We start from the raw sequence: 12,692 nt of genomic DNA, 5'->3' as shown, positions 1-12,692 counted from the left end.
ATGACTAAAAATAAAATAGTCGTAGGTATAGTTGCAGCCCCTGGCCTCCCTGAAAATTTAGCTTATCAACTTGAAAATGAACTACCTGAAACTTTATCTAAATATATAAATTCAGATGTTGAATGGAAAATTAGTTTAACAATCGATCCTTTAACGGGTTCAGCAGAATCTGTTGAACGAATCTATGAAAAAACAAATGACTACAATCATTCTAATGAATGGGCTTATACGATATGTATAACCGATTTACCAGTCTTTCAAGAAAAATATGTTGTAGCTGTCGATATTAATAAAGACACTGGTACAAGTCTTATTTCTCTCCCTTCATACGGTTGGAGACCAATGAAAAAAAGAGCGAAACATACTATCGTTGGCATTATTAAAGAAGTAAATGAGTACAAACATAAAAATAAAAATAAAGAATCAGAAACAAGCCATGAATTGATGAATAGCCAATTTCCTTTATCATCTCTTAAACGTACATCACACTATATAGAAAATACTAAATCAGAACACGTTCAATATTTAGTATCCAATAAAACATTTGGGGCATTTAGATTAATAAGTGGTATGACTTTTGCGAACAACCCGCTCAATATGATGTCTAGTTTAAGTAGTGTTGTGGCAATAGCTTTTACAACTGGAGCATTCGGTATCGTTTTTACAACAATGTGGAATTTAAGTTATGTTTATACAGAGTGGCGATTATTTTGTATGACGATTGTTGCAGTTTTAGGTATGATGATTTGGACAATTGTAGCACATCGTTTGTGGGAGCCTATTAAACAAAGTGAAGATCGTCGCATTACGAGATTGTATAATTTTACAACGGTTTCTACTTTAGCAATTTCATTGATTATTTATTATGTGACATTATTGATTTTATTCTTAGTAGCCGCCCTTGTGATTTTACCGCCTGATTATCTCGGTCAAACATTGAAGATGGGCAGATCAGCAGACTTCATAACTTTCTTTAACCTTGCATGGTTCGCAGCATCAATTTCTACTGTTGCCGGAGCAATTGGCGCAGGCTTAAATAATGAAGAATTAATACTCGAAAGTACTTATGGCTATAGACAAAAAATGCGTTACAAACGCATCAAAGAATTACGAGAAGAAAAAGAACAACAAGAAGCTGAAATCGAAGAAGAAGACAAAGCAGAGCAACAAGAAAAAAAACAAGACAATAAAGATCAAACAGTCTATAACACGGATAAAAATCAAGAGAAATAAGACTACCCGTATCAGTACGGTCAGACAACCCTTAGACTCCCTCCATGTAAATTCGTCTATAAATATTAAAATTGTCTCACGTGAAACAGAAATATTAAAAAAGCCTTAGCTTAAAACCTAATTACATTAGTAGGTTTATAGCTAAGGCTTTTTATGAATTTGATAAATGAATTAATTTATCAGCGTTATCTGTGAAGATACCATCTATTCCCCAATTTGCGAGTTGATTCGCACGGGATGCTTTATTAACAGTCCAAACGTTAATTTCATATCCTGCTTCTTTAATCACACTTATTTTAGATTGCGTTAACTGAGATGAATCTTGAACATTAACAGTTTTAGAATGACAATAATCTAAAATTGTTCTCCAGTCTTCTCTGAAAGATGTTGTCCAGAATAAACAAGCTCGTTTATATTCCGGCATTATTTCATGCGATAACTTGATTAATACAAAATTAAAACTTGAAATAAGAACTTCAAGATTAGAGTTTAACTGAGCTAACTTTTCCTTAACTTGTTTAACCATACTATTGGAAAGTGCAGTTCCATTTGGTCCAGTTACACCTTTTAATTCTACATTCAAATTCATATTATATTCATTTGCTATTTCAATCACATCGTCAAATGTTGGCAAAACTTCATCTTTGAATTTCGAACTATACCAAGATCCGGCAGATGCAGATTTAATGTCACTATAATTATATTGAGTTATTTCCCCGGTCATATTTGTCGTACGATCTAAATAATCATCATGAATAATAATTAATTGTTCATCTTTCGTAATGGCTACATCAAGTTCCAACCATTTTACATCCTCAATTTCGGATGCTGCTTTGAAAGATGCAATCGTATTTTCTGGAGCTTTACTAGGCAGCCCTCTATGTCCATAAACGGTAAGCATATCTTCACTCCTTAACTATATTGAAGGTTCTATTAATCTACTACCCTCTTTTTTTGTATTTTAGATATAAAGAACGTCCAACACAAGAAATATGAGTCTCTTGTAAAGGTCATTCTATTAGTTTATTAGCGGTTTAAAGCAAGTTATGTATTTTAACAACATCTTAATATTAATTTAACATCCCATTGCTATAATTCGAAGTAATCATACATAGGAGGTTCTTAAAAGATGAAAAGTGGAAATTTGTTAAAGTTTGTCACAGCAAGTACAGCAAGTGTTATGTTACTCTTACCTGGTTCACAATATGCAGATGCAAGTGGAGCGGGAAAAGCACCTGAGCAAAACAGTTCCCAAGCCCAAAGTAATCAATCTATCAAGATTATGCAAGAAAAACCTCAAGTAGCGCCCGTGCCTACAAATAACAACCCAAATCGTATAATCGCTAATTTTAATGGTGATACAAGAACACAAATGGGTTTTAGTTGGTACACGACAAATAAGTTTAATGATGCAAAAGTATGGATATCAGAAACGGGAGATTTTAGTGACGCGCAAGTAGTTAATTCAAAGCCTAAAAAAGTAAATTCTAAATATGTCGAACGAGATAAAAACGGGAATTTCATTTTTGCTGATGTAGAGAAAGACGATGAAGGCGAAATTATTAAAGATAGTAATGGTAAAGAAAAAATTAATGGCTATTATACTGATGAGAATGCTAGCGGTGCGGAATGGACTAGCGGTGATAAACACGGTAAGTCTGAATTAACTACCGTTCCAGAGTATACATATAAAGCTAAAGCTCAAAATTTAAAGCCGAATACAAAATACTATTATAAAGTTGGTAGTGCGAGTGGTCCACAAAGTGAAGTTGGTCAATTCAAAACATCTGGTAACAGTGGTGATGAATTTAAATTCGTACAGTATACTGATACACAAAATGCTTACTGGAATGAACATGTAAGAAACGAAGCTCAATTCGGTGCTGATACAATTCAACAAGCAATTCAAACAGCAGGAGATCCAAATTTCGCATTACACACAGGTGATTTTGTTGAAACTGCTGAAGTTGAAGATGAATGGGTAGATTTATACGAGCGCTCAAGACCTTCATTTTTATCTGTTCCAGTCGCTTCTGCTCCAGGAAACCACGATGAATATGCTTTAAGTGAAGACGATGACAAATTATTAGGTCAATTTAACAAACACATGAACGTGCCAAAAGAAAATAATGCAGTAAATGGTGGTTCTTATTACTCATTTGATTACAACGGTGCACACATGGTTGTAGCAAATACAAATGACAACAAAAAATCTAAAGATAATCCTGATGAAAAAGCAATCGGCAAAGAACAAATGGATTGGATTAAAAAAGATATTAAGCAAGCAAAACAAAACGGTGCAAAATGGATTATTTTAAACCTGCATAAACCGATGTATTCAAAATCTTATCATGCACTATCCGATGAAGATGTTAATAAAATTAGAAATGAACTGACAAAAGAGATTGATGAATTAGATGTGGATTTAGTGTTACAAGGTCACGATCATGTTTTATCACGAACTAAACCATTGGAGCATACTTCTACTAAAAATAGCTTTGTAAACGCAAAACCTGAAGATGCACCACAAGTTTTAGGAAAAGACCATGTAGAATATTATGATAATCCAAATGGTTCAGTCTATGTGTTGCCAAACACAGGTGGTACAAAAGCTTATGATGCTATTTATGATCGTTCATTAGAACACATCAAAAAAGTACGTCCTGAATTAGGAGATTTAACACAACAACAATTAGATCATTACAACAGCTTGTTCGCACTTGGCAATCAACCACATAAATCTAAAGCTTTTGATACTAGTCATGAAAATAATCGCGATTCATCCGAGCAAAACTTCTCAGTTTACGAAGTATCAGGAAACAAACTTAAAGTGAAAATTTATCAACTATACGGAGATATTAGCAAAGGAGAACAACGTGAAGTAAAATTAGTCGACGAATTTGGTATTTTGAAAAATAAGCAAAATAAATAGTTATGAATGAATTGGGAGTGGGACAGAAATCTTATTTTGATAAAAAGATTTCGTAGTCCCACCCCCTTATACATAAAGGAGTTTATTTATGAAAGCAATATTCAAATACATTTTTCTTACAATTAGCATCGTCGTTTTTACCGTCGGTTGTAGTAGCCAAAGCCAATCTCAACAACACGTTAAATCAGCACATACAACTCAAGCCCAAAAAACAGATATTAATTCATCAGATAAGAAAAAAATTAAAAAATCTATCATGAAATCATTAGATAAATATGCTCAAGAACAATCTTTAGCAATCTCTAATCGTTATTTGAGCTTCGGTGATTATGCTACTGGTGATGCATATACACTTACAGATGATGGTGAAATTCAAGTTAGTGATAAAGGCAAACCAGGCAAAAAAGCATTTGATATACACAATGTTGTTGGGGCTGTCTCATATCATTCAAGTAATGGCACAACTGGGTTTGATAAAGCAGCAGAAAATTTATCTAATATTGAAGGCTATCAAAATGTAGCAAATATGAATAAGCCTATTACAAAATATTTGTTTGCTGATAATGGTAAAGTTTATGCACACACATTTAATTCAGAAGATGACATTACTCTTTCAACAGGGTTCGCAGCAAAAGATCATAATGACAAAGATCCAAACTTAAAACCTAACTTCATTTTCAAAGAAGTAAAAAATGAGACCTTAACAGAAGGTTGGAAAAAAATTCTAAATAATAAATGATATTAAAAGGAATTTTTACACTTTATCACTCATATAAAAAGCTTATCTTTTGGTCGTAACCAATAAGATAAGCTTTTTACTGTTTTATTCAATTGTTTTTGTTTCTGATAGCTTCTTATACCAATATGCGCTTTTCTTTGGATATCTTTCTTGTGTATCAAAGTCTACGTAGAATAATCCATATCTTTTTTCATAACCGTTTGACCAAGAGAACACATCCATTAATGACCAGATAAAATACCCTTTAACATTTGCACCATCTGCTATAGCGTCTGATATTACTTCTAAATGTTTCTTAACATAATCAATACGAGCATCATCATAAACTGTATTATCTTCAAATTTATCTTTATACCCTAGACCATTTTCAGTAATATAAATTTTCTTATAGTTTGGGTAATCTGCTTTCACTCTCATAATTTGATCATAAAGTCCTTTAGGGTATATCATCCAATCCCAATCCGTGCGTGGTACATCTACATCAAACTCACGTTGCCCTATACCTTTAAGTTGATATTTAGATCCACCTTTATTGCCTTTCGAATTATGTGTAATTTCAGATTCACCGTCAAATGCTTTCATCCAATCACTCATATAATAATTGATGCCTAAGAAGTCATTTAAGTCTTTTGAATCATTTAATATTTTTAAATCTTCATCGCGAATATCAAGTTCTCCTCCATTGACTTCAAGAATGTGCTGAACACCTTGCATTGTTTTGTCTGAGTACTCGCCCAAGTATGTTGCATCTAAAATAAATTTATTATGGATAATATCTTCAAGTTCCGCTGCTCTCACATCTTCAGGGTTACTTGGATCATATGGATATTTAGTAGGAAGAGCATGAACAATACCAATTTCTCCTTTATACCCTTTTTCTTTAAATATTTTAATTGCTCTTGCGTGCGCTATCATCATATTGTGATGAGATTGAAATACTTTTTCGAAATCATATTTAATACCTGGAGGGAATTTACCTACTAAGTATTGACCATCTCCTATAGGTCCAATTTCATTAAATGTAGTCCAATAATTCACTTCTTCAAATTCATTAAAGCAAAAATCTGCATATTCAACGAAATAATCAATATTTTGACGGTTTAAAAAGTCTCCGTCAGAATGTAACGTTTCAGGTGTATCAAAGTGATGAAGCGTTACAAACGGTTCTACATTTCTTTTTTGACATTCTTTAAATAAATTATGATAATATTCAACACCTTTAGAATTCACTTCACCGTATCCATCTGGAAAAATTCTTGACCATGCTATCGAAATTCTAATTCCATTAACTCCAAATTTTTCACTAAGCTCTAAATCTACTGGATAACGATTATAAAAATCACTTGCTGGCTCTGCCGTATACCAATAATTCTCTTCTAAATAAGTGTCCCAAGCTACTCTTCCTTTTCCATCTGTTTGAGTTGCTCCTTCAGCTTGATATGCTGCAGTTGCGCCACCAAAAATAAAATCCTCAGGTAATTTTTTCATATATATATCTATTCCCTTCTAATTATTGAATTGATTTTTTACAAACTCTAATGCGCCTTTACCATCACGCGTTAATTTAATGTATTCTGCACCTTCTGTTTTTGCTAATTTAAGACCTAATCTATCAACGTCCTGTTTAATATCTTCGTAGTTTGAAGCTACTTGTGGTGCAAGAACGATTAAATCATAGTCTTTCATAATGTCCATATGAGCACCATAACTTCCAGCTGCTGCCGTAACGTGTGCTCCAAATTCTTTAGCTGCTTTGTTTAAAGCGTTAGCAAGTAATCCACTCGTACCGCCACCTGCGCATAATACTAATACGTTTTTGGCTTCATCGTTGCTTAAGTCATTATTACTTTGTTCTTCATCATATTCTTGAGTTTCATTATTATTAGAACTACTTATAATACTATCAGCTTTACTTGTATCAAAATTTTCCTTAACTTTATCTTGTAGATGCTCAGATTGATTGAGTCCAGAAATTTCTTCTTCAACAATTTGTCTATCGTACACTCTAAGGAATGGGTAATAAATAATAATATCTACTATCACTAAAGTAATCGCTAAAATAAAGGACCATACTCCCAATCCTGTTCCCATCACAATTCCGAGAGGCGCTGGCGTTGTCCATGGAAGGTTAACACTAAAACTATGCATACCAACTAAATCAACAAATATTTTAAAAATCCATACGTTTGCAATTGGCGCTAATATGAATGGTATGAAGAACACAGGGTTCAACACTAATGGCGCACCAAAGAGAATAGGCTCATTCACTCCAAAGAATGTAGGTACTACAGATGCTCTTCCAATCGCTTTATTACGCTTAGATTTAGCTAGCCACATAAACATGAATGGCACGACTAAAGTAGCACCTGTTCCACCCATAGTTGCAATAAACATTTGTGTTCCAGAAGTTATGATTTTGTCTGCATGAGCACCGGAACTTAATAATTGATAGTTCGTTTCAATATTAGCATAAGTTATAGCAGCTATTGCCGGTTCCACTATTGAAGGACCATGAATTCCAACGAACCAAAATAATGCAAAAGCTCCAAATATAATAGTAATACCGACATAGCCGTCTGCTGCCGTAAATAATGGTGCGAAGAACTTGATGATAGCGTGAGCAACATTTGATCCTAATGCTGCTCTACTTAGTAAATCAAAACCATATAACACTAAAATAACTAAAGCGAATGGGATAATATCTTTAAATACTTGTGAAATATTTGGTGGAACTTCTTCGGGCATTTTTATCGTGACGTTTTTCTTAACACAAATGTTATATATTATAACTGTAACGAATGCAGATAAAAATGCTGTTAATAAACCTTTAGTACCTAGAAATTCACTCGCAAATCCGCCCTCTTTTATCGAATCAGAAGCTAAAAATAAAAAGCCACAAATCGATGCTAACATAGTAGATATAAAGTTAATTTGCTTTGTATTTTCTAATCTTCGGTTATACGAATCGGTTAAAGATTTAGCAGTAGTACCCGCAACTAACAATGCTACAATACCCATCGTGTATTGATAAGGCTTCATAAGTGCCGCTTCAATACTCTTGCTCCATGTAAAACCAAATACGTTTGGTACATAAGCTATTAATAAGAAAATACTTGAAAATAAAATTACAGGCATTGCTGAAATAAAACCATCACGGATAGCTCTTAAATAAATATTTCGAGAAATTTTTTCAAAAAGTGGCTTAGCTTTTTCAATTTGTGCGATAAGTGCTTCCATAATTATCAGCTCCCTCTTTTATATAGTTCAACGATATGCTTCATCATGTCTTTCAGAAGCAGAGTAGTCATAAGGTGGTCTTGACCATGCATCATCGTTACACTATATGCAATGTCTTCGCCAGATGCTTCTTTAGCTAGCAAATCAGTTTGTGCATTATGAGCACTTACAATACATTGATTAGCTCCTTCTATTAATTGTTCTGCTTCATTGAAATCCCCTTGTTGTGCAGCGTTTAATGCTTCTAGTAATTTTGATCTAGCGTCTCCTGCATAAGCGACTATTTCAAAACCTAACATTGTTGTTTCTTCACGATTCATGGTTAACACTCCTTTAATTCGTTCTTATAATTTCTCCTTAACTGAAACAGCTGTTTGTTTAATCACATTATTCAATGCATTAATATTATTAAAGCCTTCTGTTTGCAACCATTTTCTAGCCGCTTCTTCCCCTTTTTCTATGTAAATAGGTACGACTCCTGCCCAAGTTGCTCGTCCACAAAGTACACCATTGAATTTAGCACCTGATGCTTGTGCAAATTTCAATGTTTCTTGGAATAATTTTGCAGATACACCTGCACTTAAGTAAATGTATGGAAGGTGTGTGGCATCCTCTTGCTCTCTGAAATATTGCATAGCTTCTTCTTTCGTATATACAATTTCACTTTCTCCAAATCCTTCAACGTAATTCATGTTTACAGGAACTTCTACTTTTAATACATCCACATTAAATCTCTCTTCTGAGAATACTTTCATAGTGCCATTAACCTTTCTAGGTTTAACTTTAGCGAATTCAACACTTCCGTTATCAGGAATATTATCGTCATAAGTTAATACTTCTAAGAAAAATGGAATATTTTCAGCTACACACTCAGAACCAATCCTTTCTATATATGCCTTTTTCTTAATATTGATACTTTCAGAATCATCAATGTCATAATATAGAAGGAATTTAACAGCATCTGCACCTTGCTCTTTAATCCTTTTAACTGACCAATCTTCTAAACAATCTGGCAATCGCCCTTTAGTGTTCACATCATAGCCTGTTTTTTCATAAGCTAATAATAATCCTGATTCACTATTACGTACTTTAGAAGCTGGTAAACCATATTCTGGATCTAGCAATATTGAAGAAGCATATTCTGTTAAAGCTTCAGAAACTAATGTCTTTAAATTTTCTATTTGCTCTAAAGTTGGTTCTGTATCTTGATACTTAGCCATCATACGTTTTAAAGCGCCTCGTTGATCGAACGCTAAAGCTGATATGATACCTTTCTCATCGCTTAAACGCCTTAATTGTTCAAATTTATAATCTATTTTATTCATTTGTTCACACCTCAATAATTTTGATTTTGTTATAAAGGTCATCGTAGTTCTTTAATTTGATATAACCCGTAACTGTTTCTTGTGCGTTTAACATACCTAGAGTATTTGCCTTTTTAAGTATTTCTTCATTCGTTGCTTTATTAATTAAAGCAGACGCAAAACCAGCTATCATTGAATCGCCTGAACCAACAGGATTCACAACTTGTATTTTAGGTATGTCCACTTTGTAATATTTATCTTTATGTTTAGCGAATACACCATTTGAACCTAAAGACACAACAACCCATTCGATATTTTTAAATATTGGATTCGATACTGCTTGTTTCAATGAATCAATACCTTCATTTATTTGTTCTCCAAGTAATTCATCGATTTCATCGATATTCGGTTTAATCAACAATGGTTTATATTGACCTCTCAATACTTCTGTAAGCGCTTTATTAGAACAGTCTAAAATTGCTGGAACAGAGTGTTTATCACAGGTCTTTATTAAACTTGAATAAAAATTTGGTTCCACGCCTTTAGGTAAACTTCCGGATATCACAGCAACGTCAGATTTACTCACGAGTTCTTCAAAATGTTCATTAAAGCTTTCTATTTCTTCAGTACTAATAGTAGGTCCACCTTCAAGTATTTCTGTTTGGTTTCCTTCGTGTAATATAGCGATACAATTTCTTGTATTGCCTTGAATTTCAAAAAAGTGATTTGCTATATTATGATCATTCAAAGATTGTTCAAGAAATTCTCCGAGTTTACCACCTTTTAAACCAGAAGCCACAACTTGTTCATTTAACTGGTTTAAAACTCTCGTTACATTTAAACCTTTTCCACCAGCGGTTTTATTCAATTTATTTGTTCTATTAACATGATTGATTGATAAATTATCCAATTGATATGATATGTCTACTGAAGGATTCATCGTAATCGTTAAAATCATAATAATATTCCTTTAATCATGATATTCACCTTTATCCCACTTCTCTAAAAATTCATCAAAGAAATGAGCGTCTGTTTGGCTTTCACTTTGACCTTCTAAATATTTAATTTTAGAAATAAGCTTTTTATTCTCTTCTGTAGGTTTATATTCAGCTTCAATAAAAGCTTCAATAATATCGCACATTAATAATTCACCAATGATTTTGCCTCCAAATCCAATCACGTTCGCATTTAATTCTTCTTTAGCATAAATAGCAGAAGTCATATCTCTTACTAGAGCAGAACGTACACCTGGAACTTTATTAACAGCATTATTTATACCAACGCCAGTCCCACATATACATACACCCAAATCTGCTTCTCCAGTTATTACTGCTTCTCCGACCTTTTTTCCGTAAATAGGATAATGTGTTCTCGCAAAATCATAAGTACCACAATCAATCACTTCATGACCAAGCGTTTTTAAAAATTGTGAAACTGCCATTTTTGTATCTGTAACAATATGATCACAACCAATTGCAATCTTCATCTATATTTCCTCCTCATTTAGCACATTTTATTTAACATATCGACACGAATTTGATGTCTTCCACCATCATATTTAGCGTTAATAAACTCTTGAACAATGTTAATTGCGAGTTGTTCTCCAACAATTTCTGAACCTATCGTAATCATTCTCGAATTATTATGTTCCCTTGTCATATATGCTGATCTTTCTTCGGAAACTTCAGCAGCAATCATGCCTTTAATTTTTGTTGCTACCATGAAACTGCCTGCTCCGTATGCATCTATTGCAATACCTAAATTTTCTTCATTTGTTTGAACTTCTTTAACAACAGCTAAGGTCGCATCTACGAAGTCAACATCATTACCTTCTGTAGCATCTACAACTTTATAATTGTTTTTCAATAAATATTGTTTGATACGTGATTTTAGATTTTTCCCATGCTCATCTGAACCAATTACGACATTCATTCAAATCTTCCTTTCTATTTGTTTATTTCTTGTTGCTTTAAACAATATAAACGCTTACAAAATGATTATGTTTAGATTATAAACGTAAATAAACATATAATCAACATTTATTGTTCGATTTTGTTTGAATAATATAAAAAAAAGACAAAATCTGTTTAGATTTTGTCTTTTATCGTTTAGTTCTTGTTTATATAATGACTTCTGTATAATCTGCTATTATTTTATTTTTGTCTTCGTCTTTACCATCAGTTATGACACCGTTTAATGATTTCAAATCACAAAATGAAACGAAATCTTCTTTTCCTATTTTTGATGAGTCAACGAGCAAATATTTCTCTATAGAATTTCTAAGCGCTAATTTTTGAGTGTATGCTTCTTCATGTGAAGATGTCATAACATCCATTCCTTTTACGCCATTAGCGCTGAAGAACATTTTACTAAATCTCATTGTTTCTAATGCACTATTCGTCATATCTCCTGCAAATGATTCTGTAATTTCTCTCATTTCTCCACCAATTAAATAGACTTTGAAATATTCATTTTTCTTTTTAAACAAAATATTAAATACAGGCAAACAGTTTGTTATAACTGATAAATTTTTATTATGAATTTCTTCCGCTAATAATTCTACAGTTGTACCTGGCCCTAAAAACACTGTGTTTCCTTCTTCAATAAGAGTAGCTGCTTTTTTAGCTATTTGTTTTTTCTCTTCAATATATTGTGTATGTTTCTCTTTATGTGACATTTCTTTATATTGAAAGGCTGAGTTACTTCTTGCCCCACCATGTATTTTGGTTAATATGCCTTGTTCATCTAATTCAGCTAAATCCCGTCTTATTGTCATATCAGAAACATTGAGTTCTTCAACTATTTCAGCAATTCTTATTGATCCTTTTCGATTAACTAAGTCAGTTATTTCATCTAATCTATCATATTTATTCAATTCTTATGACCCCCTTTATATTATTGTTCGTTTTACAATAAAGTTGTTTGAAAAAGAAACATTTACTTATTAATATATCAGACTTTGTTTGATTATGTTTAATTTTTATTAATATTTAACAACAATGAAGTTACTTTTATAAAACTAACTTCATTGTTGTTACTAATTTTCATTTTTCAATACTTATTCATACATTTTTACTTGAATTTATAAATTAAATGCCAACAAACTTCTAAAAGTGTTGCATTATTCAACACAAGTTTAAAATTATTGGTGTCTTCTTATTGTATAGAGTGTTAGTGTAATCTTATCAAACCGAAATGAAGTATGAAGTGGTGCGCTATTCATAATTATGGATAGTTTTTTTAATTT

Annotated in this window: 12 protein-coding genes; 3 read left to right on the top strand and 9 right to left on the bottom strand. The window is 32.6% G+C overall.

Annotation, left to right across the window (positions count from 1 at the left end; genetic code table 11):
- Positions 1-1,233: an MFS transporter gene (locus LQ682_RS02265; RefSeq protein WP_064211386.1), complete on the top strand. Its 1,233-nt coding sequence runs from the start codon at positions 1-3 to the stop codon at positions 1,231-1,233.
- Between the two features lie 151 nt (positions 1,234-1,384).
- On the opposite strand, the gene LQ682_RS02260 is transcribed toward LQ682_RS02265, so the two are convergent.
- Positions 1,385-2,134: a glycerophosphoryl diester phosphodiesterase gene (locus LQ682_RS02260; protein WP_064204384.1), complete on the bottom strand. Its 750-nt coding sequence runs from the start codon at positions 2,132-2,134 to the stop codon at positions 1,385-1,387.
- 279 nt (positions 2,135-2,413) lie between these two features.
- Between LQ682_RS02260 and LQ682_RS02255 the strand changes: the two genes are divergently transcribed.
- Together LQ682_RS02255 and LQ682_RS02250 are read left to right on the top strand one after the other, a co-directional pair.
- Positions 2,414-4,165: a purple acid phosphatase family protein gene (locus LQ682_RS02255; RefSeq protein WP_228064687.1), complete on the top strand. Its 1,752-nt coding sequence runs from the start codon at positions 2,414-2,416 to the stop codon at positions 4,163-4,165.
- Positions 4,166-4,253: 88 nt separating this feature from the next.
- The gene (locus LQ682_RS02250) at positions 4,254-4,904 is read left to right on the top strand and encodes a hypothetical protein (RefSeq protein ID WP_103268979.1); all 651 of its coding nucleotides are present in this window, start codon (positions 4,254-4,256) and stop codon (positions 4,902-4,904) included.
- Between the two features lie 84 nt (positions 4,905-4,988).
- Here LQ682_RS02250 and lacG read toward each other — a convergent pair whose 3' ends face one another.
- From lacG to LQ682_RS02210, 8 genes are all read right to left on the bottom strand, one after another.
- Positions 4,989-6,392 carry a 6-phospho-beta-galactosidase gene (gene lacG, locus LQ682_RS02245; RefSeq protein WP_064204381.1) on the bottom strand — a complete coding sequence of 468 codons (1,404 nt, stop codon included), beginning with the start codon at positions 6,390-6,392 and terminating at the stop codon, positions 4,989-4,991.
- Between the two features lie 18 nt (positions 6,393-6,410).
- Positions 6,411-8,144 (bottom strand): lactose-specific PTS transporter subunit EIIC, encoded by a 1,734-nt coding sequence (locus LQ682_RS02240; RefSeq protein WP_103268980.1) that lies wholly within the window; start codon positions 8,142-8,144, stop codon positions 6,411-6,413.
- 2 nt (positions 8,145-8,146) lie between these two features.
- On the bottom strand, positions 8,147-8,461 hold the full coding sequence (locus tag LQ682_RS02235) for a PTS lactose/cellobiose transporter subunit IIA (protein WP_016998946.1): 315 nt from the start codon (positions 8,459-8,461) through the stop codon (positions 8,147-8,149).
- A gap of 24 nt (positions 8,462-8,485) precedes the next feature.
- Entirely contained in the window at positions 8,486-9,466 is a 981-nt protein-coding gene (gene lacD / locus LQ682_RS02230) for a tagatose-bisphosphate aldolase (protein WP_103268981.1), read from the bottom strand.
- Positions 9,467-9,470: 4 nt separating this feature from the next.
- Complete coding sequence (locus LQ682_RS02225) at positions 9,471-10,403, bottom strand: tagatose-6-phosphate kinase (protein WP_239723821.1); 933 nt, start codon at positions 10,401-10,403, stop codon at positions 9,471-9,473.
- A gap of 12 nt (positions 10,404-10,415) precedes the next feature.
- Positions 10,416-10,931 carry a galactose-6-phosphate isomerase subunit LacB gene (gene lacB / locus LQ682_RS02220; protein WP_016998943.1) on the bottom strand — a complete coding sequence of 172 codons (516 nt, stop codon included), beginning with the start codon at positions 10,929-10,931 and terminating at the stop codon, positions 10,416-10,418.
- A 17-nt stretch (positions 10,932-10,948) separates the two neighbouring features.
- Positions 10,949-11,377, bottom strand: coding sequence for a galactose-6-phosphate isomerase subunit LacA (gene lacA, locus LQ682_RS02215; protein ID WP_016998942.1), 429 nt, complete (start codon positions 11,375-11,377; stop codon positions 10,949-10,951).
- Between the two features lie 187 nt (positions 11,378-11,564).
- A complete protein-coding gene (locus LQ682_RS02210; protein WP_103268983.1) occupies positions 11,565-12,320 on the bottom strand; it encodes a DeoR/GlpR family DNA-binding transcription regulator in 756 nt (251 codons plus the stop codon).
- Positions 12,321-12,692: the final 372 nt, after the last annotated feature.

The sequence above is a fragment of the Mammaliicoccus sp. A-M4 genome (assembly GCF_022386955.1).
Taxonomy (GTDB): domain Bacteria; phylum Bacillota; class Bacilli; order Staphylococcales; family Staphylococcaceae; genus Mammaliicoccus; species Mammaliicoccus lentus.
This window is presented reverse-complemented; position numbering and strand designations above follow the sequence as displayed.

Excerpts from the sequence above, each read along its gene's own strand:
- lacG (WP_064204381.1), bottom strand. The coding sequence starts at position 6,392 with ATGAAAAAATTACCTGAGGATTTTATTTTTGGTGGCGCAACTGCAGCA.
- lacD (WP_103268981.1), bottom strand. The coding sequence starts at position 9,466 with ATGAATAAAATAGATTATAAATTTGAACAATTAAGGCGTTTAAGCGAT.
- LQ682_RS02260 (WP_064204384.1), bottom strand. The coding sequence starts at position 2,134 with ATGCTTACCGTTTATGGACATAGAGGGCTGCCTAGTAAAGCTCCAGAA.
- lacB (WP_016998943.1), bottom strand. The coding sequence starts at position 10,931 with ATGAAGATTGCAATTGGTTGTGATCATATTGTTACAGATACAAAAATG.
- LQ682_RS02235 (WP_016998946.1), bottom strand. The coding sequence starts at position 8,461 with ATGAATCGTGAAGAAACAACAATGTTAGGTTTTGAAATAGTCGCTTAT.
- LQ682_RS02265 (WP_064211386.1), top strand. The coding sequence starts at position 1 with ATGACTAAAAATAAAATAGTCGTAGGTATAGTTGCAGCCCCTGGCCTC.
- lacA (WP_016998942.1), bottom strand. The coding sequence starts at position 11,377 with ATGAATGTCGTAATTGGTTCAGATGAGCATGGGAAAAATCTAAAATCA.
- LQ682_RS02255 (WP_228064687.1), top strand. The coding sequence starts at position 2,414 with ATGTTACTCTTACCTGGTTCACAATATGCAGATGCAAGTGGAGCGGGA.
- LQ682_RS02250 (WP_103268979.1), top strand. The coding sequence starts at position 4,254 with ATGAAAGCAATATTCAAATACATTTTTCTTACAATTAGCATCGTCGTT.
- LQ682_RS02225 (WP_239723821.1), bottom strand. The coding sequence starts at position 10,403 with ATGATTTTAACGATTACGATGAATCCTTCAGTAGACATATCATATCAA.